Below are 20227 nucleotides of genomic sequence, written 5' to 3' on the forward strand. Positions count from 1 at the left end.
CCTTAAACTCTTTAAAACTTAAATCGTGCAACTTGCACTAAAATAACTATCCAACCAATAATAAAGCACAGCCCACCCAAGGGGGTAATTGGGCCCAGCCACTTTAAGCCGGTTAATGCCAGTAAGTATAAGCTGCCACTAAATAACAGTGTACCTGCTATAAAAAAACCACCCGCTAGGCTTAAATTAATGCCCCACTTTATTAAGATTGCCACTGCAATCAGTGCCAGCCCATGTACCATTTGATACTCAGCGGCGGTTTTAAAAATACCAATAGCGTAATCTGATAAGCGACTTTTTAAACCATGGGCAGCAAATGCGCCCAATATCACTGAAAATAGACAAAAGAAGCTGCCTGCGAGTAAAAATAGTTTAATCATGTTTTTCCTCTTTTATATTCTCAACAGTGTTTTTTATAAATTTAGCGGCCTGGATTGCTGCAACATTCAGGTTTTGCTGCTCTGTGATACCACTTTTTTTACGTGGTTTTAGTGAGTGGTCACCATCAGTTAACCATACATATTGCGGCTGTTTTGGCATGGCCATTGTGGCAAGCTCTTCGCGAGTACCAAAGGTGTCTCGTTCACCTTGTAGTACTAAAAAAGGACATGGTATGTCTGCAAAGTGATCTGTGCGGAGTTTTTCTGGCTTGCCCGGTGGATGAAACGGATAACCAAACGCAAGTACACCTAAAACAGCATGCGAGGTTGAGCAAGCAAGCATAGACGCCATGCGCCCGCCCATTGATTTACCCCCTATAAATAGCGGTAAATTTGCATCAGCTTGAGTAAGTATATGCTCAAAATATGTAAGTAATTTTGGTGCTCGCTCTGGTGGGCGACGTTTATTGGTTTGTTTAGCAATTTGCATGTATTCAAAATCAAACAGCCCAACGTCAATACCATACTCACTGAGCTGTTTGGCCATGGTTTGCATAAACTCAGAATCACTGCCAGCCCCTGCACCATGCGCAAATATAAACTGTGCTATTGCAGGCTGCTGACTGCTTTTAACCCATTCAATGCTCATTAATATTCTTGCTCCTGCTCAACTAGGCTTAACATCCAATCTTTAAATGACACAATTTTACCTAATTCATTTTGCGACTCACGGATCACCAAATAATAAGCGTTTTTACTTTCTAAACTGTGGTTAAACGGGATCACTAATCGCCCTGCATCAATATCTGGTTTTGCTAAAACACTATTACCAATTGCAACCCCTTGGCCATGTACCGCTGCTTGCAGCACCATTGAGGAGTGACTAAAAATAGGCCCTTGGTTAACTTGTACATTGCGAACACCCGCGGTTTTCATCCAGGTTTTCCAGTTTTTACGAGTGGTGTCATGCAACAAGGTATGGTTTGCTAAATCACTTGGTTGATTAAGCGCTCTGGGTCCACTTAACAGTAATGGGCTACACAGCGGCACTAAGTATTCAGTATGCAATTTATAAGCTTGTACGCCACTCCAATGACCACGACCATAGTAAATTGAAATATCAACATCGTCAGTTAACGAGTTTTCGTCTTGATCTTGGGCTTTAATTCGCACATCAATTTCTGGGTGCAATTCATTAAATAAACTCAATCGAGGAATAAGCCATTGAATAGCGAAGCTCGGAGTTAAACTCACTGTTAGCGAGCCTTTAGCACCTCGGGCTAATAGCTTTTCGGTTGCGTCAATTAGCTGAGTAAAAATCTCTTTAATATCTAAAAAGTAGCCTTGACCTTCTTCAGTCAAAAGTAACGAGCGATTTTTACGTAAAAACAGCTTTAACCCTAAGTGCTCTTCGAGGGTTTTAATTTGATGACTTACCGCAGCCTGCGTCACATACAACTCTTCTGCGGCTTTAGTAAAGCTTAAATGACGGGCTGCAGCTTCAAAAGCTTTTAGCGCGTTTAATGGAGGAACTCGTCTTGACATGACAACCAAGCTTAGAATTAGTTTTTCTTATGCGGTGAATTATATACCTATGCTGGGAAAGAGTATATTCAAGCCACAAAAAAAGCGACCTAAGTCGCTTTTTAATAAGTTAATAAGCCTTATAAATCGCTAGCACTGGTATCAAGCGGAGCAAAGCTTTTGATTAGATCATCAACCGCTTTCATTTGCGATAAGTACCCTTCTAATTTACTCAGTGCTAATGCACAAGGCCCATCACATTTTGCTTCATTTGGATTTGGGTGTGCCTCAATAAATAAGCCTGCAATACCCAGTGCCATGCCACTACGAGCCAGTTCTGCTGCTTGAGCACGACGACCATCGGCTGAATCAGCTCGACCGCCAGGACGTTGTAGCGCATGAGTGGCGTCAAATATAACGGGCGCCATGGTTTTCATGTCATCCATGCCCAGCATATCAACCACTAGGTTGTTATAACCAAAGCTTGAACCACGTTCACACAAGGCCACATTATTGTTGCCAGCTTCATTAAATTTAGTAATGATATGACGCATTTCATGCGGGGCTAAAAACTGAGGCTTTTTAACATTAATAATGGCGCCGGTTTTAGCCATTGCGACCACTAAGTCTGTTTGACGTGCCAAAAACGCAGGTAACTGAATAACATCAACAACTTCTGCAACTGGTGCTGCTTGGTGAGGTTCATGCACGTCAGTGATCAAAGGAATATTAAAGGTGTTTTTAATCTCTTCAAATATTTTTAAACCTTCTTCCATGCCCGGACCGCGGTAAGAATTAATGGACGAGCGATTTGCTTTATCAAATGACGCCTTAAATACATAAGGAATATTTAATTTAGTAGTCACTTCAACATAATGCTCGGCAATACGCATCGCTAAATCACGAGATTCCAGCACATTCATGCCACCAAATAAAACAAAGGGTTTATTATTTGCCAGTTCTATTTGATTAATATTTATAACTTGGTTGTTCATTTTAATTCCTTATGGTGCAACTGCTTGCATCATTAATCCACAAATATACGCCATATATGTACCTACACCATAGCCAAGTACTGCTAATAATACACCTACCGGTGCCAGTGATGGGTGAAACGCAGCGGCAACAACAGGTGCTGAAGCAGCGCCCCCTACATTGGCCTGAGAGCCAACAGCCATATAAAATAACGGCGCTTTAATTAGTTTAGCAACAATCAGCATTAAGCCAGCGTGAGTTAGCATCCAAATCGCACCAATCACAAAATACATTGGTGAATCAAAAATCGCCATCACATTCATATGCAGGCCAATCGATGCCACTAAAATATATAAAAAGGCAGATGCCACTTTAGACGAGCCAAAGGCTTCGATATGACGCACTTTAGTGAACGATAGACTAATACCGATAGTGGTAGATATAACAATAAGCCAGAAGAACTTACTATTTAGGCTGTATTCTTTTGCCCATGCATAATTGTTGGCAAAGAATGGCCCTAAAATATCAGCACAAAAATGTGCTAGACCTGTAATACCAAAGGCAATAGCAATAATCATCATGTAATCATTCAGCGTTGGCATACGGGCATGCTCTGCATGGTATTTTTCAACACGTTGCTTCAAATCTTCAATCGCAGTGGTATCGGCTCCCGCTTTGGCATCAATCGCTTTATGGTTAGCCGCCATTAATAATAATACTGCCATCCATAAATTAGCCACAATCACATCAACAGTGACCATCGCAGAGAAAATATCACCGCCAACTTCGAACATCTCTTTCATAGATGCTTGGTTTGCGCCACCGCCAATCCAGCTGCCCGCAATAGTTGTCATCCCGCGCCAAACAGCATCAGGGCCATGACCCCCCACTGCTTCAGGGTATACGGCACTCATGATTAAAATAGCTAATGGGCCACCAATCACAATGCCTGCGGTTCCTGTTAAGAACATGATTAATGCTTTAGGGCCCAGATTAATAATCGCTCTTAAATCAATGCTAATGGTTAATAAGATTAAACACGCAGGTAATAAATACCGCGAAGCAACGTAATAAACACTCGACTGCGAGCCATCAACAATACCAAAGGTATTTAATAACGATGGTAAAAAATAGCATAGCAATAGTGCAGGCACATATTTGTAAAATGCTACAAGCCCTGGACGCTGACTAGACGAGGTTTTAAAAATAAAGCCTAAAATAATCGCCAGTAAACCAAGCACTACAGCATCATTGGTAATCAACGCAGTTTGGGGATCAGCCATAACGTTTCCTATTTTTATTTTTAATGGTGGGTTTTATGATTATCTTCAAGTTCTTCGATTTGGTGTTGGATGACTTCTATCGCAGGGTCGTCGGGACACTCATCAACAAAAAATTGTAAATCATCTCGTGCCATTTTAGGGCAGCCAAGCTGATTTAGTAAATAGCCTCTGTCGCGTCGCTCATAGGGATCATCCCCTAGCATTTCCATTAACAAATCAACGCAAGTTAACGCATGACCAAATTTGTTCTCACTGATGAAAGACCATTTTTGTTGCGCTAAAAATAATTTATATACTTCGTCTTCAAAAATAAGCTCGAGAGGCTCTTGCTCTTGTGCATTATCTTCGTTGCTGTTTTCAGGAATGATATACCAGCTTTGTTGACCACTGCTAGGCTCAACAATATACCCTTCATCATCGCTCATTGCGACGTGAATGCCCACTTCGCCTTGAGTTATACTTACACTGGCATCAAGTTTTGCGTGCTGTAAAAAATGGCATAACAAAATAGCTAAGGTCGTGGGGGTACCACTGCGCATAGACAAGGTGTAACTAATGCTATTTAGCTTGTACTCAGGTACTTTCAAGCTTGACGCACTAAATAACCACTGACTGTAAAAACAATCAAGTAATTGTTCTAAACGATCATGCGGATCGCGTGTTTGCGAACAAATAGCCTCTATTTGTTGCTCAAACGCAGTCAGTATTTTAAGACTTGGTGTTAAGTCTATTTGAGGGTCCCATTTAGCTTCTGCTTTAATACAACGATATATAGCCGGTGGCAAAAAATCATCGTAGGCATCTTCTATATAAGATTCATCGTGTTCATCAAACCCGAGGGTGGTCATTCATACTACAACATTCTAGAAAACGAACACGTAGTTTACCTAATTTTAAGGCTAGATACCAATAATCAGAAATGAATTAAAGAGGTAAGCTTTGCACCTTGGGTGCAAAGCTTAAACAAATATTGTTAATTATAACAATAGCGGGGCTTTAGCAGTTGCTAAAAAGCCAATAGCTAAGATAACCGCAGTGTTAAACACTAAAAAGATGACCTTAGGTAATGTCGTGGTTTGCTTAGCACTAATAATCCCAACAGCGATATAAACAACCACCAGCACAATTTTTTCTAATAACCAAAGTTGCTCTAATGGATTTATTTTAGCCATGGCCATTAAAGTAATAGCCGAGATGATTAGTAAAGTGTCTATACTGTGGCTACCAATAAAAACCACTTTATTTTTAGCAAGGCTACCACTGCCCATGCGAGAAAAAGAACGTACGTAAAATAAAATAATACTCACTAGCGCAATTACCATGTGCGTATGTTTTAATGCTAAATAATCCATGTGTATTGTTACTTCTGTTTAGTTATGTGTTTTATCAGGAAAGCGTAAAAGTACCGCCTCAAGTTCTTCAAGTCTATCATTGAATACGTCAACAAGTTTAGGATCAAAATGCGTGCCTTTATTTGCATTGATCTCCGCAACCGCTTCTTCAAGCGTCCACGCACCTTTATAACAACGTTTATGGCGCAGTGCATCATAAACATCTGCCAATGCCACTATGCGAGCAAAAATATCGATACGCTCGCCTTTTAAGCCGCAAGGGTAACCTGAACCATCCCACTTTTCGTGATGTTGCTGTGCAATTAACGCCCCTGCACTGACTATTTTACGCGGTGAATCTTTTAAAATGGCGTAGCCTTTGCCTGCGTGGGTTTTCATAATTTCCCATTCATCGCTATTTAACTTACCAGGCTTATTTAAAATAGCATCTGGAATACCTATTTTTCCCACATCATGTAAAGGCGATGCAAAACGAATTAAATTCGCTTGCTCTTCAGATAATCCATGCCCTAATGCCAACTCATAACAAATATAAGCAACCCGCTTTACGTGATTACCCGTTTCACATGAGCGCTGTTCAACCGCTTCACTTAAACGATAAACAAGTTCTTGTTGGGTGGCTTCAACTTCAGTATGTAATTGTACATTTTCAAATGCCAACTGCACATTTTGAGAAAAAATTTCAATTAAATTTCGTTGCGTATCCGTCAGTTTAGATGGCACACCGGATACAAATAACATCGAATTATGATTAAACTTACTACTGCAGTAGGCAAACAAATAGTCATCTCTGTAAACAATTGCTTTGTTGGCTAGGGCTTCTTGGCACGCTTGCAATTGATCTTCTGCCAGTACTGTTTCGAGCTCTTCCCCTTCGCGCTTCGCAAAATCACCAGTGCCAGAGCAAACAATCAGTTTTTTATTTAATTCCTCTGACGGATTTTGCGCAACTAAGGTGGTGGCGTACATAGCTTCGTCGGCCACGTTAAGTAAGGACGTTAGCTGCTGCATCACCCCCTCAATAAAGTTATCCATTGAATGAGTGGCAAAAATATTGCGAGAGGCGGTAATTATTTTTTCTAGCCCCTCACGTGACTGCTCAATAGAAATAATATCTCGATACGAGCGAAGACTAGCCATCATCACGGTGAATAGTTTTTGTGCGGTGAGTTCTGTTTTTGATTTGTAGTCATTTATGTCGTAATTCACAATAACTTGGCGTTCAGGCGCTTGCCCCGGTTGCCCAGTACGTAAAATGATACGAATGTAATTATTTTTAACGGTATCGCGTATGTACTTCGCGACTTGCAAACCGGCGTCGTCTGTTTCCATTACAACATCAAGTAGGATGATGGCTGCATCAGGATGATCATCAATTAACTTTTTTGCCTCTGCACCTGAGTAAGCGCTAATAAATTCCAAACGTTTATCTTGGAATTTAAAGTCACTTAACGCTAAGCGGGTTACAGCATGAACCTCTGGCTCATCATCAACTATTAAAACTTTCCATGTCCCCTGCTCTTCACTTGCTACTTCAGGTGGTTGTTCATTTGAAAATAAAAAATCTTCCATCACATAGAATTCCTTAAACCATATGCAAACAAACAACGGAGCTATTTTAAATTATTTAGGGCCATTGTCCGAACGTTACGCGGTCGTTATTACCAAGATCTTTCACTGTGCTTACATTTATAAACGCCATTTGATTGAAAATATGACGAACAGCTGCACTTTGCTCAAATCCGTGTTCAATTAAAAGATAGCCACTTGCGTGTAAATAGTCACGTGATTGTGTAATTATTTGTTTAATATCAGCCATTCCTGCATCATCTGCAACTAATGCAGACAAAGGTTCAAAGCGTACGTCGCCTTGATATAAGTGTACATCGTCATGTTCTATATAGGGTGGATTGGTTACAATTAGATCAAATTTTTTGTTTTTTAACGCACTGAACCAGTTACTTTGCTCAACAGTGACATTATTTATCGCTAAACGTTGTTGGTTGCGCTTGGCCAACGCCACCGCGTCATCAATACGATCAACAGCCGTAATATCCCAAGTAGGCATTTCACTCCCTAGCGCCAGTGCTATTGCCCCGGTACCCGTACCTAAATCAAGTACTTTCGCGTTTTTAGGCACTTCGCATTCAAGCGCAAGCTCAACTAAGGTTTCCGTATCAGGTCGAGGGATGAGTGTTGTTGGGTTCACTTCAAGTTGCAAACTCCAAAATTCACGGCACCCAGTAATGTGCGAAACGGGTTCGCCTTGTAAGCGACGTTCACAAGCATGTTGAAATGCCTGATACTGCTGATCTGTGAGCTGTTTTTCAGGCCAAGTAAATAAATAACTTCGTGGTTTTTGTAAAATATTGAGCAGTAATACCTGCGCATCTAACTTTGCGCTATCACTACTTGATGCTAATAAATTAGCACCTGTAGCAATAGCGTTTTCAACAGTGGGGTTCACGATTAATCGTCGCCCATTGCTGCAAGTAAGTCGGCTTGATGCTCTTGCATTAGTGGCTCAACAACGGCACCTAAGTCACCCGCTACCACTTCATTAAGACGATAAAGTGTTAGGTTAATACGGTGATCGGTAATACGACCTTGTGGATAATTGTAGGTACGAATACGCTCAGAACGATCGCCACTGCCCACTAAGTTACGACGCTCTGATGCTTCAGCAGCATGACGTTTTTCATCTTCAGCTTGCTGAAGGCGTGCAGCCAATACCGACATCGCTTTAGCACGGTTTTTATGCTGAGAGCGCTCATCTTGACACTCAACCACTACACCCGTAGGTAAATGGGTAATACGAATGGCAGAGTCGGTTTTATTAACGTGCTGACCACCCGCGCCCGATGCTCTAAAGGTATCAACTTTAATATCAGCAGTATTGATTTCGATGGCTTCTGCTTCTGGTACTTCAGCCATAACGGCTACAGTACATGCAGAGGTATGTACACGGCCCTGAGACTCAGTTTCAGGGACACGTTGCACACGGTGCACGCCTGATTCAAACTTTAATTGCCCGTAAACACCTTCACCGCTGATGTTAGCAATTACTTCTTTATACCCACCGTGTTCACCTTCGTTGGTGGTGACAACTTCTACTTTCCACTTTTTTGTTTCTGCGTAACGGCTGTACATTCTGAATAAGTCACCAGCAAAAATAGCCGCTTCATCGCCACCCGTTCCAGCGCGAACCTCTAAAAACACGTTGTTATTGTCTTTCGGATCTTTAGGCAGCATCAGAACTTGAATATCGTCTTCTAAAGTCGAAATCTGTGCTTTTGCTTCTTTATATTCTTCTTGTGCCATTTCACGCATTTCAGGGTCTGAATCTTTAAGCATTTCTTCAGCACTGCTCAAATCTTCTTGCGCTTGCTGGTACGCTAAAAATGTTTTTACCACTTCTTCAAGCTCAGAGTATTCTTTTGAAAGAGTACGAAAGCGGTTTTGATCACTAATGACCGATGGGTCACTTAGCAGCGCTTGTACTTCTTCATAGCGCTCAACTAAGGTTTCTAATTTACGATAAACGGACTCTTTCATTTAACTGTTATTCCTGATCTATACCTAACATTTTTTTCAATTGATTTAACTGAGCCACTTCACCTTTTTTCGCTGCATCTTGGATGGCACGGGTAGGCGCGTGCATTAAGCGATTGGTTAATTTATTGGCTAGCTCTAATATTACTTTTTCTGCATTTTTACCTGTATTTAGCTGGCTAATCGCCCTATCTACAAGCTCTGCTTTTGTTGTTTGTACATCATTACGGTAGTGGCGAATTAAATCCACTGAATCGAGTGAACGCAGCCACATAAAAAACTCTTTGGTGCGCTCACTAATAATAATTTGTGCTTGCTCTGCCGCTTGCTCACGCGCTGCCATGTTTTCGCTAACAATCGTTTGTAAGTCATCAACCGAATATAAGTAAGCGTCGTCAAGCTCACCTACTTGACTCTCAATGTCGCGCGGCACAGCAATATCTATAAATAACATTGGCTTATAACGGCGTTGTTTTAGTGCTTGTTCTACTACCCCTTTACCAATAATAGGCAAAGTACTGGCAGTGGAGCTAATAACAATATCGGCTTGGTGTAATCGTTCAGGTAATTGTGCCAAAGCAATAACATCTGCTGATACTTCATCAGCTAAGCCGCGAGCGCGTTCAATTGTTCTATTAGCTACGGTTATTTTTTGCGGTTCATTTTGGTATAGATGTTTTGCTACCAGCTCAATGGTTTCACCGGCACCAATTAATAACACCTTGGTTTTGTCTAACTTGCCGTAAATGTGCTTTGCAAGATTAACCGCAGCAAATGCGACCGATACCGCACTCGCGCCAATATTGGTTTCGGTGCGTACTTCTTTTGCCACTGAAAAGGTTTTTTGAAACAAACGATCAAAAGTAACGCCCACCGCATCGTGGGTTTTTGCACTATTATAAGCTTGCTTTATTTGCCCTAAAATCTGTGGCTCGCCTAATACTAATGAGTCAAGCCCACAAGCTACACGCATTAAATGATTTATTGCTGCGCCGTCTTCATAACAATAAATGTTTTTACTCAGTTCATGTTCATCTAAACCATGGAAACTGGCTAACCATTGCAACAATGTTTGGGAATTTTGCTGCGCAAGGCTACAATACAACTCAGTGCGATTACAGGTAGAGACAATAACCGCCTCATTAAAGTCGGCATGGCCACTTAATTGTTGTAGCGCCTCTGAAATTTGCTCAGGCGAAAAGGCCACTTTTTCTCGTAAATCTACGGATGCGGTTTTGTGATTAATACCAAGTGCTATTATGGTCATATCTGCCAAATATTGCTGAGCCCTACTACATAGGCGGCAATTTTATCAAAAATCTCAGGAATATGGAAAGTAAGGAACAACATTTGACTCGACAATATTTTATTTTAACCCTGTTATTTGTTTTTTTAACGGGCTGCGCTAATAAAAACAACTATAATACAAAAACTTACGAAGGCTGGAAGTTACGCCTTAGCGAACAAAAAACTTGGCAGGTGGAAGGTAAATTAGCGTTTATTAGCCCTGATGAACGTCAATCTGCCAACTTAAATTGGCAACAAACACAAAATAGCAATCATTTAGTGTTAACCACATTTATTGGCACCCGGATTTTATCGCTCAAACAAACCGCAATGGGCGCTGAATTAATATTTGATGATCAACAGTTTTTTGATACTAATGCGAGTAAACTTTTACAGCGCTTGACAGGGTTTACTTTGCCGGTTAATAACGCCGGTCAGTGGTTAAAAGCGACTATTGACGATCAAACCTTAGACGTTGACCAGTTAGGCCGTGCTAGAAGCGTGTTATGGTTTGATGGCGATGGCAAAAAATGGCAAATAAACTACACCAGTTATGTGCAAAAATACGGTTTTTGGTTGCCAAACGCCTTAACCTTAACCCATCAAAAGATTAAAATTAAAATCAAACTCTACGATTGGCAGTTTAACTAATTATGAATACTCTCTGTGAATTTTCGCTGATTGCCCCAGCTAAGCTAAATTTATTTTTACATATTAATGGTCGCCGCGATGATGACTATCATGAATTAGAAACCCTGTTTACATTTTTGAACTATGGCGATGAACTCCATTTTACGCTTAGTAATGATAAAAATATTAGTATTAGCGGCGACACTCATGACATTGCGTTAACGGACAACTTGATTTATAAAGCAGCGTTGTTACTACAAACTCAGTGTAAAGTGAATGTAGGTGCAAAAATAAATTTAACCAAACGTTTGCCTATGGGCGGAGGCGTTGGTGGCGGTTCATCCGATGCAGCAACAACACTTTTAGCCCTTAATACTCTGTGGAATACTGCCCTTACATCAGATGAACTTGCAGATTTAGGGTTAAAACTCGGTGCAGACGTACCTGTATTCATTAAAGGTAAAAGTGCCATAGCGCATGGCATTGGCGAGCAATTAGAGTATGTTAAACTGCCACAAAAATGGTACTGCGTTGTTTTTCCAAACCAGCATGTCAGCACTGCAAAAATATTTACTCACCCGGATTTAAAACGCGACACACCTAAGCTTTCAGGTGACTGGCAACAGCAGATTTTAACTAACGATTGTGAGCCTTTAGTGAAAAAGCTGTGTCCCGAGGTTGAAAAAACCCTGCAGTGGTTGCTAAAATACGCCCCATCAAAGATGACCGGAACAGGTTCATGTTGTTTTGTTGAATTTGCTAGCCAAGTTCAAGCACAAGATGTACTTGCTAACCTCCCCCATACTTGGCAGGGGTTTATCGCTTCAAGCGTTAATACTTCTCCTGCTCACACGGAGTTAGCCGCCATCATTGATAAATGAAGTAACGTACAAGTAATCACAAGTTAACCTACTTTGTTCATTCAATGTAAGTTAGTCCAAAAATTCAGTGCCTGAGGAACCCTACCGTGCCTGACATGAAGCTCTTCGCTGGTAACGCAACACCTGACCTAGCTCAAAAAGTTGCAAAACGTTTATATATTGAATTAGGCGATGCTGTTGTTGGCCGTTTTAGTGACGGTGAGATCAGTGTTCAAATTAATGAAAATGTTCGTGGCTCGGATGTTTTTATCTTACAATCAACCTGTGCTCCTACTAACGATAACCTGATGGAACTTATCGTTATGGTTGATGCGCTACGCCGTGCATCTGCCGGTCGTATCACTGCTGTTATTCCTTACTTTGGTTATGCTCGTCAAGATCGTCGTGTTCGTTCTGCGCGTGTACCAATTACAGCTAAAGTGGTTGCGGATTTCTTATCAAGTGTAGGTGTTGACCGCGTTCTTACGGTTGATTTACACGCTGAGCAAATCCAAGGCTTCTTCGATGTACCAGTGGATAACGTATTTGGTAGCCCAGTATTATTAGAAGATATGAAAAACCGCGACTTTGATGACGTGGTAGTTGTATCACCTGATATTGGTGGTGTTGTACGTGCCCGTGCAATTGCAAAACTATTAAACGATACCGACTTAGCTATTATTGATAAACGTCGCCCTCAAGCTAACGTTTCTCAAGTTATGCATATTATTGGTGACGTTGAAGGCCGCGATTGTATTATTGTTGATGACATGATTGATACCGGTGGTACATTGTGTAAAGCGGCTGAAGCCCTTAAAGAACATGGCGCTAAACGTGTATTTGCTTACGCTACTCACCCAATTCTTTCTGGTACGGCTGCAGAAAACTTACGTAACTCTGTGATTGATGAGGTAATTGTAACTGACTCAATTCCACTGTCTGACGAACTAAAAGCACTTGATATTGTTAAAGTATTAACGCTTGCAGATATGTTAGCAGAGACTATTCGTCGCATTAGCAACGAAGAATCTATCTCGGCAATGTTTGAACACTAAAGTTAAACATTAATGAGTATAAAAGCGCCTTTTGGCGCTTTTTTTGTAAGCGATGTTTATTTTATAAACCCGCGGTGGTATGATAGCGCGCCTTTTGGCTAGGGACCTTGGTCGCAAAGGCCCTAACACTTTTAATTATTGGAGACATTATGTCTAACACAACTTATACTTATGACGCTGAACTTCGCGTAGAAACTGGTACTGGTGCGAGCCGCCGCCTACGTCGCGAAGACAAAGTGCCGGCAATCCTTTATGGAGCTGATAAAGAAGCTTTATCGCTTACTTTTGAACATAAAGATATGATCAAAGCACAAGAAGACGAAGGCTTTTACACTCACATTCTTACATTGAATGTAGGTGGCGAGAAAGTTGAAGCTATCTTAAAAGATATCCAACGTCACCCTTTCAAGCCTAAGCTTACTCACCTTGATTTCCAACGTGTAGACGCAACTCACAAACTAGTAACTAAGGTTCCTTTACACTTCATCGGTGAAGATAAAGTAACTAAGTTAGGTGCAACTGTTGTTCACCAGTTAACTGAAGTTGAAATTTCTTGTCTTCCTAAGTCACTTCCAGAATTCATCGAAGTTAACGTTTCTGATCTTGTTGCTGGTGATTCAATCCACCTTACAGATCTTGCGTTCCCTAAAGGTGTTCAATCTGTTGAGCTTGGTAAAGGCGAAGGCCACGATCAGTCTATCGTTACTATCAAAGCTAACAAAGCAGCTCCAACTGAAGACGACGCTTCAGACGCTGCAGAATAATATTTAAGGTCTCGCACCTTGAATTCTATTCAAATGCTTGTGGGCCTGGCTAATCCAGGCCCCGAATACGCAAATACACGCCACAACGCAGGTGCTTGGTTCATTCAAGAACTCGCTGCACGCTACAACTGCACGCTAAAACACGACCCTAAATATCACGGCCTTACTGGCAAAGTGATTATTCAAGGCAAAGAATTCAAATTACTGATCCCCACCACTTACATGAACTTAAGTGGCAAAGCGGTGAGTAGTTTAGCCAATTTTTTTAAAATCCCAGTGGAAGACATACTTGTTGCCCATGATGAATTGGATTTAGACCCGGGCGTTGCTAAATTAAAAAAAGGCGGCGGACATGGCGGTCATAATGGCTTAAAAGACATTATTGCAAAAATGGCAAATCAAAAAGACTTTATGCGCTTACGCATAGGTGTTGGTCATCCTGGACATCGTGAAATGGTCACCGGTTGGGTGCTTGGAAAAGCAGCCAAGGAAGATCAGGAAAAAATGGATGCCGCAGTTGATGAAGCAGTTCGTTGTATGGAAATACTTGCTAAAGACGGTGTGTTAAAAGCACAAAACAGACTACATTCGTTTAAGCCCTAACTTTTTAGGGTATACGTACACACGTTTTAAACGAATCTAAACAAGGTATCTTACTATGGGTTTTAAATGTGGCATCGTTGGCTTGCCTAATGTTGGTAAATCAACACTTTTCAATGCATTGACTAAAGCGGGTATTGAAGCCGCTAACTTTCCTTTTTGTACCATTGAACCTAATACAGGTGTGGTACCGGTGCCAGATCCTCGCCTAGACGAACTTGCTAAAATTGTTAACCCACAACGTATTCTTACGACAAGTATGGAGTTTGTGGATATTGCGGGTTTAGTTAAAGGTGCATCGAAAGGTGAAGGCCTAGGCAATCAGTTTTTAGCAAATATTCGTGAAACAGATGCGATTGGCCATGTAGTTCGCTGTTTTGAAGATGAAAATGTTATTCACGTAGCGGGTACTATTGACCCTGCGGATGACATTGACGTGATCAACACTGAGCTTGTGCTTGCTGATATGGACAGTGCTGATAAAGCAATTTTCCGTAATGCAAAAAAAGCAAAAGGCGGTGATAAAGACGCAAAAGAGCAAAATGCAGTACTTGAAAAAGTAAAAGTGCATCTTGATGAAGGCTTAACTTTACGTTCTTTAGCACTAACAAAAGAAGAAAAAGCAGCAATTGCACCTATTAACTTCTTAACCATCAAACCAACTATGTACATTGCTAACGTTGCTGAAGATGGATTTGAAAATAACCCACTACTTGATCGTGTGCGTGAAATAGCTGCCGCTGAAGATGCGGTTGTAGTACCTGTGTGTGCCGCTATCGAGTCTGAGCTTTCTGAGCTTGAAGATGAAGACAAGTTAGAGTTTATGGCTGACCTTGGTCTTGAAGAGCCTGGGCTTAACCTTGTTATTCGTGGCGGTTATGAATTACTGCACTTACAAACCTACTTTACTGCGGGTGTAAAAGAAGTTCGCGCATGGACTATCCCTGTGGGTGCAACAGCGCCGCAAGCTGCAGGTAAAATCCATACCGACTTTGAACGTGGCTTTATCCGTGCACAAACAATTGCTTTTGATGACTTTATTGCATGTAAAGGCGAAAGCGGTGCAAAAGAAGCAGGTAAAATGCGTCAAGAAGGTAAAGAATACATTGTTAAAGATGGCGATGTAATGAACTTCTTGTTCAACGTATAATTAAACACTGCACCACCTTGAGTGGCTAATTGTTTTAAAAGGCTCGTTTTTACGGGCTTTTTTTATTTTCAGCCGAATATTAGTCTACCCTAGTAATAAGCTTTCAAACGTAAAGCAAAGCTAAAATTATAATACTCAGCTCATAAAGAGTGTTAAAAAAGCAACGTTTTAATTAAAAAGTAGCCGGTTAGCCTATTTTTCCTGCAAACAAACCAACTTAAGTGTTTTTTTGCAAAAAAGGTGTTGACGAATTTGGGGCATATCAGCATAATACGCCCCGCACTCAGCGATGAAGTGCTAACAAAAAAGATGGCTAAGTAGCTCAGCTGGTTAGAGCACATCACTCATAATGATGGGGTCACAGGTTCAAATCCCGTCTTAGCCACCATTTATTTTTTGTTGCTCAATGAAGAGTTTAAAATAACTACCATTTCTTTGATTAATTCAAAGTGATAATGCGGGAGTGGCGGAATTGGTAGACGCGCTGGATTTAGGTTCCAGTATCTTAGGATGTGAGAGTTCAAGTCTCTCCTTCCGCACCATATTCTTGATAAGAATTAAAACTATCAATTGTTTATTGTTGGGATATCGCCAAGCGGTAAGGCACCAGGTTTTGATCCTGGCATTCCCAGGTTCAAATCCTGGTATCCCAGCCAACAATGGCTAAGTAGCTCAGCTGGTTAGAGCACATCACTCATAATGATGGGGTCACAGGTTCAAATCCCGTCTTAGCCACCATTTCTTTTCTAGAAGTGGCTCTGCAAGAGTTAAATTGCAACTCAATGAAGAGTTTAAAATAACTACCATTTCTTTGATTAATTCAAAGTGATAATGCGGGAGTGGAGGAATTGGCAGTTGTCTTGAATAAGACGCTGGATTTAGGTTCCAAAACATGAATACCTGTATACTCGATGCGGGAGTGGCGGAATTGGTAGACGCGCTGGATTTAGGTTCCAGTATCTTAGGATGTGAGAGTTCAAGTCTCTCCTTCCGCACCATATTCTTTGATAAGAATTAAAATTATCAGTAATTTCTTAGTTGGGATATCGCCAAGCGGTAAGGCACCAGGTTTTGATCCTGGCATTCCCAGGTTCAAATCCTGGTATCCCAGCCAACTTCTTCTACCAAAGAACGTTGAATTAAGAAATACTCTGTTAGGAGTCTAAATATAAATTTGTATGCGGGAGTGGCGGAATTGGTAGACGCGCTGGATTTAGGTTCCAGTATCTTAGGATGTGAGAGTTCAAGTCTCTCCTTCCGCACCACATTCTTGATAAGAATTAAAACTATCAGCAATTTCTTAGTTGGGATATCGCCAAGCGGTAAGGCACCAGGTTTTGATCCTGGCATTCCCAGGTTCAAATCCTGGTATCCCAGCCAACTTCTTCTACTAAAGAATGTTGTATAAGAATAAGAACTGCGGGAGTGGCGGAATTGGTAGACGCGCTGGATTTAGGTTCCAGTATCTTAGGATGTGAGAGTTCAAGTCTCTCCTTCCGCACCATGTTCTTAACTAGAACTAAAACTCATCCAAATTTAGAGTTGGGATATCGCCAAGCGGTAAGGCACCAGGTTTTGATCCTGGCATTCCCAGGTTCAAATCCTGGTATCCCAGCCAATTTGCACACTTCCTTGATTACTCTGTTCTACGACTTGCTAAATCCCTTAATTTATATCTTTTCCTCTATCTTTATAAATCAACATAATTTTTTTACCGGCATAAAAAAAAGACCCAAATTTGAGCCTTTTATACCAATTCGCTTAATTAAGTGAGCTATTTTGAGGGTGGAAAAACGTGTTGATAGCTAGGCAAAAAATTCGCTATTTAGTTGTTCTAAATGAGTATTTTTTAACACAGGTAGCGACACGTTTAGCCCCTCAAAATGATTAAGTATTATTGCGGATTGGTATTATTAACTATTATTAACTAAGCTCACCGCTTATTGCGTATTTTAATACCCAATTTTTTACCGGCCCTGCATTATTGGCTAACTTTAAAAACGTGCTACGCGCCCATTTTAATGGGGCTATTTGATTTGAGAAACCAAAGTAGCAAGCATCCATCATACTCATCATTAATAAATTGGCGTTACGACGACTACGCTCGTACTCTTGAAGCATTAGCGGGCAACCTACATCATCTGCTGTACGCAACACTTCAGCTAATGCAGCCACATCTTGAAAACCTAAATTAACGCCCTGTCCTGCCAAGGGGTTAATGGTGTGCGCCGCATCGCCTACTAAAACAAGTCTGCCTTGTGAATAATTATTGGCATGCTGCCTTGCTAAAGGAAATATAGCATGGCTTTGTACTTCAAAATCACCAGCAAGCTTTGGAAACTTTTCAACAATCCGGGCCTTTAACGCACTAGGCGATAGATCTTTAAATGCTTTGAGGGTATTTGCATCGTCATACCAAATTAAATTTGCGTAAGGTGCTTGCATAGGTAAAAACGCAACAGGCCCCGAAGGTGTAAACTGCTGCCATGTTTTTACTTGTTGTGGGGCGTCTAGTTTTATTAATACGCCCATACAATGCTGCTGATATTGCCAGCCTGTTATGCCAATATTGGCTTTACTGCGTAATTGTGATTGTCCACCATCTGCTGCAATGACTAAATCGGCCGTATAGTTTTGCTCGTTATAGTGCAAGGTAATGCTATCAAGGTTTTGCTCTATTGCCGTTAAAGCCGATGAAGGATTAATCATTTCAATATTATGTTGCTCAAATTGCTGCCATAAACTGGCTTGGATTAGCTTATTCTCAATTAAATGACCTAAATGGGTGGTATTAATAGCATGACAATCAAATAGTAAATGATCGTTACCGCGCTCAAAAGTCTCTAATTGTTCATAGGGAGCCAATCTATTTGCTCGTAGTAATGGCATTGCACCGAGCTGATCAAGCAATTTTTCAGAAAAGCGGTTAATAGCCGAAATACGTATATCAACATCATCACTACTAAGTGCCTGTGATGCATCTATTGGGTGTTTTTCAATAACACGTACGGCTTTGCCTTGTTGCGCTAATTTAATAGCCATGGCGGCACCAACCATGCCGCCCCCTACTATAATTACATTATTTTTAGCCATGTTTTTCATCATTTTAATTCTGACTTAACTCTGCTTCGATTGTATCGTAATTAGTTTGCTCAGTGTGAGCGCTTCGCTTAATTCTCTTATTAAACCCATACTATATTGATTTCAGATCACAAACATGAAATCTATACTTGGTTTTGAGCGTGTATCCAGCTAAAATACGCGTCCTTTAAGTCGAGCGAAATTTTAATAGTTACGCCACTTATACCTGTTTCTAGCACATGTTTGTGCCACTATCGAATTGAACACGAGGCTATATTTCAATGAGCAAAAAGCTGCATATTAAAACCTGGGGTTGTCAGATGAACGAATACGACTCTCAGAAAATGGCTGATCTTCTAGATGCTACCAACGGCTATCAGCTAACTGAAGAAGCTGCTGATGCTGATGTTATCTTACTTAACACCTGTTCAATTCGTGAAAAAGCGCAAGAAAAAGTATTCCACCAACTAGGCCGTTGGAAGTTATTAAAAGATGACAAACCAGACCTTATTATTGGTGTAGGCGGCTGTGTTGCATCGCAAGAAGGTGATTCAATTCGCCAACGTGCGCCGTTTGTAGATGTTATTTTTGGTCCACAAACTTTGCACCGTTTACCTGAAATGATTAAACAAGTGCAAGGTAACAAAGGGTCATCAGTTGTTGATATTTCATTCCCTGAGATTGAAAAATTTGACCGCTTACCAGAGCCAAAAGCGGAAGGCCCTTCTGCGTTTGTATCAATTATGGAAGGTTGTTCTAAATACTGTACTTTCTGTGTTGTACCTTACACTCGTGGTGAAGAAGTGAGCCGTCCTGTTGATGACGTGCTATTAGAAGTTGCACAGTTAGCCGAGCAAGGCGTACGTGAAGTAAACCTATTAGGTCAAAACGTAAATGCGTACCGTGGTGATACACACGATGGTGAAATTTGCTATTTCTCAGACCTGATTCGTTTAGTAGCCGCAATTGACGGGATTGACCGTATTCGTTACACCACCTCACACCCTGTAGAGTTTACTCCCGACATTATTGATGCGTATGCCGATGTACCTGAGCTAGTTGATCACTTACATTTACCAGTACAAAGTGGCTCAGACCGTGTTTTAAATTTAATGAAACGCGGCCATACTGCACTTGAGTACAAATCAACTATTCGTAAGCTACGTAAAATTCGCCCTAACCTAAGCATGTCGTCAGATTTCATCATAGGTTTCCCAGGTGAAAGCAAGGCTGATTTTGAAGCCACCATGAACCTTATCAACGATATTGGTTTTGATATGAGCTTTAGCTTTATTTACAGTGCACGCCCAGGTACGCCAGCGGCCGATTTACCAGATGACGTGACCGAGCAAGAGAAAAAAGAGCGCCTGTACTTATTACAAAACCGTATTACACAAATGGCGCAGCAAATTAGCCGCCAAATGTTTGATACAGAGCAACGTATTTTAGTTGAAGGTCCTTCTAAGAAGAACCCGATGGAACTACGTGGGCGTACTGAAAACAACCGTGTAGTTAACTTTGTTGGCCCACACACAGTGATCGGTCAGTTTGTTGACGTACGTATTACCGAGGCACTACCAAACTCTTTACGTGGCGATTTAATTCGTACAGAATCAGAAATGAACTTACGCCGCGAAATTGCGCCTTCTGCTATTTTAACCAAAGCAGCGAGTGAGCAAAAAACCGAGACAGCTAACGAAATTGGCGTTGCTACTTTCGTACCTTAGTTGCAAA

General features: G+C 41.1%; 19 protein-coding genes and 10 tRNA genes. 17 read left to right on the plus strand and 12 right to left on the minus strand.

All coding sequences use genetic code 11. The features are described from left to right. Positions 1-11: 11 nt before the first annotated feature. The 11 genes from AC27JR_RS11655 to hemA form a co-directional block, all read right to left on the minus strand. A complete protein-coding gene (locus AC27JR_RS11655) occupies positions 12-380 on the minus strand; it encodes a DUF423 domain-containing protein (protein WP_008115187.1) in 369 nt (122 codons plus the stop codon). After that, on the minus strand, positions 373-1029 hold the full coding sequence (locus AC27JR_RS11660; RefSeq protein ID WP_076920285.1) for an alpha/beta family hydrolase: 657 nt from the start codon (positions 1027-1029) through the stop codon (positions 373-375). Before AC27JR_RS11660 ends, AC27JR_RS11655 begins: the two co-directional genes overlap by 8 nt. Beyond that, complete coding sequence (locus AC27JR_RS11665; RefSeq protein ID WP_008115185.1) at positions 1029-1925, minus strand: transcriptional regulator GcvA; 897 nt, start codon at positions 1923-1925, stop codon at positions 1029-1031. Before AC27JR_RS11665 ends, AC27JR_RS11660 begins: the two co-directional genes overlap by 1 nt. A 119-nt stretch (positions 1926-2044) precedes the next feature. Continuing rightward, complete coding sequence (kdsA, locus tag AC27JR_RS11670) at positions 2045-2899, minus strand: 3-deoxy-8-phosphooctulonate synthase (RefSeq protein ID WP_008115184.1); 855 nt, start codon at positions 2897-2899, stop codon at positions 2045-2047. A gap of 9 nt (positions 2900-2908) precedes the next feature. Further along, positions 2909-4162, minus strand: coding sequence for a DUF819 family protein (locus AC27JR_RS11675; protein WP_008115183.1), 1254 nt, complete (start codon positions 4160-4162; stop codon positions 2909-2911). 20 nt (positions 4163-4182) lie between these two features. Next, on the minus strand, positions 4183-5010 hold the full coding sequence (locus AC27JR_RS11680; RefSeq protein WP_008115182.1) for a tetratricopeptide repeat protein: 828 nt from the start codon (positions 5008-5010) through the stop codon (positions 4183-4185). 129 nt (positions 5011-5139) lie between these two features. Further along, positions 5140-5514, minus strand: coding sequence for a SirB2 family protein (locus AC27JR_RS11685; RefSeq protein WP_008115181.1), 375 nt, complete (start codon positions 5512-5514; stop codon positions 5140-5142). Between the two features lie 18 nt (positions 5515-5532). Then, the gene (locus AC27JR_RS11690) at positions 5533-7086 is read right to left on the minus strand and encodes a DUF3369 domain-containing protein (RefSeq protein ID WP_487173796.1); all 1554 of its coding nucleotides are present in this window, start codon (positions 7084-7086) and stop codon (positions 5533-5535) included. 55 nt (positions 7087-7141) lie between these two features. After that, entirely contained in the window at positions 7142-7981 is an 840-nt protein-coding gene (prmC, locus tag AC27JR_RS11695; RefSeq protein ID WP_076920288.1) for a peptide chain release factor N(5)-glutamine methyltransferase, read from the minus strand. Between the two features lie 2 nt (positions 7982-7983). Further along, positions 7984-9069, minus strand: a complete 1086-nt coding sequence (prfA, locus tag AC27JR_RS11700; protein ID WP_008115176.1) for a peptide chain release factor 1 — start codon at positions 9067-9069, stop codon at positions 7984-7986. A 7-nt stretch (positions 9070-9076) separates the two neighbouring features. Continuing rightward, complete coding sequence (gene hemA, locus AC27JR_RS11705; protein WP_487173687.1) at positions 9077-10333, minus strand: glutamyl-tRNA reductase; 1257 nt, start codon at positions 10331-10333, stop codon at positions 9077-9079. Positions 10334-10416: 83 nt separating this feature from the next. Between hemA and lolB the strand changes: the two genes are divergently transcribed. From lolB to AC27JR_RS11785, 16 genes are all read left to right on the plus strand, one after another. Then, on the plus strand, positions 10417-11004 hold the full coding sequence (gene lolB / locus AC27JR_RS11710; RefSeq protein ID WP_487173688.1) for a lipoprotein insertase outer membrane protein LolB: 588 nt from the start codon (positions 10417-10419) through the stop codon (positions 11002-11004). A 2-nt stretch (positions 11005-11006) separates the two neighbouring features. Continuing rightward, positions 11007-11864 (plus strand): 4-(cytidine 5'-diphospho)-2-C-methyl-D-erythritol kinase, encoded by an 858-nt coding sequence (ispE, locus tag AC27JR_RS11715; protein ID WP_076920290.1) that lies wholly within the window; start codon positions 11007-11009, stop codon positions 11862-11864. Between the two features lie 86 nt (positions 11865-11950). Then, positions 11951-12898 carry a ribose-phosphate pyrophosphokinase gene (locus AC27JR_RS11720; RefSeq protein ID WP_008115168.1) on the plus strand — a complete coding sequence of 316 codons (948 nt, stop codon included), beginning with the start codon at positions 11951-11953 and terminating at the stop codon, positions 12896-12898. A gap of 149 nt (positions 12899-13047) precedes the next feature. Next, positions 13048-13662: a 50S ribosomal protein L25/general stress protein Ctc gene (locus tag AC27JR_RS11725; protein ID WP_008115167.1), complete on the plus strand. Its 615-nt coding sequence runs from the start codon at positions 13048-13050 to the stop codon at positions 13660-13662. 18 nt (positions 13663-13680) lie between these two features. Next, positions 13681-14265 (plus strand): aminoacyl-tRNA hydrolase, encoded by a 585-nt coding sequence (gene pth / locus AC27JR_RS11730; RefSeq protein WP_008115166.1) that lies wholly within the window; start codon positions 13681-13683, stop codon positions 14263-14265. Between the two features lie 55 nt (positions 14266-14320). Further along, the gene (ychF, locus tag AC27JR_RS11735; protein ID WP_008115165.1) at positions 14321-15412 is read left to right on the plus strand and encodes a redox-regulated ATPase YchF; all 1092 of its coding nucleotides are present in this window, start codon (positions 14321-14323) and stop codon (positions 15410-15412) included. Positions 15413-15723: 311 nt separating this feature from the next. Beyond that, positions 15724-15800: transfer RNA gene (locus tag AC27JR_RS11740), tRNA-Met, on the plus strand. A gap of 69 nt (positions 15801-15869) precedes the next feature. Next, positions 15870-15954: transfer RNA gene (locus AC27JR_RS11745), tRNA-Leu, on the plus strand. Positions 15955-15993: 39 nt separating this feature from the next. Continuing rightward, positions 15994-16068 (plus strand) — tRNA-Gln (locus tag AC27JR_RS11750). A 5-nt stretch (positions 16069-16073) separates the two neighbouring features. Further along, positions 16074-16150 (plus strand) — tRNA-Met (locus AC27JR_RS11755). 175 nt (positions 16151-16325) lie between these two features. Then, positions 16326-16410 (plus strand) — tRNA-Leu (locus AC27JR_RS11760). 41 nt (positions 16411-16451) lie between these two features. Continuing rightward, positions 16452-16526 (plus strand) — tRNA-Gln (locus AC27JR_RS11765). Between the two features lie 66 nt (positions 16527-16592). After that, a tRNA-Leu gene (locus AC27JR_RS11770) sits at positions 16593-16677 on the plus strand. A 40-nt stretch (positions 16678-16717) separates the two neighbouring features. Further along, positions 16718-16792: transfer RNA gene (locus tag AC27JR_RS11775), tRNA-Gln, on the plus strand. A 39-nt stretch (positions 16793-16831) separates the two neighbouring features. Next, positions 16832-16916, plus strand: a tRNA-Leu gene (locus tag AC27JR_RS11780). 39 nt (positions 16917-16955) lie between these two features. Next, a tRNA-Gln gene (locus AC27JR_RS11785) sits at positions 16956-17030 on the plus strand. A gap of 305 nt (positions 17031-17335) precedes the next feature. Here the strand turns inward: AC27JR_RS11785 and AC27JR_RS11790 are convergent. Next, positions 17336-18517 carry an FAD-dependent oxidoreductase gene (locus AC27JR_RS11790; protein ID WP_487173689.1) on the minus strand — a complete coding sequence of 394 codons (1182 nt, stop codon included), beginning with the start codon at positions 18515-18517 and terminating at the stop codon, positions 17336-17338. Positions 18518-18774: 257 nt separating this feature from the next. On the opposite strand from AC27JR_RS11790, the gene miaB reads away from it, so the two are divergent. After that, positions 18775-20220: a tRNA (N6-isopentenyl adenosine(37)-C2)-methylthiotransferase MiaB gene (miaB, locus tag AC27JR_RS11795; RefSeq protein ID WP_008467975.1), complete on the plus strand. Its 1446-nt coding sequence runs from the start codon at positions 18775-18777 to the stop codon at positions 20218-20220. Positions 20221-20227: the final 7 nt, after the last annotated feature.

It is taken from the genome of Pseudoalteromonas sp. NH0006-26 (assembly GCF_057552415.1).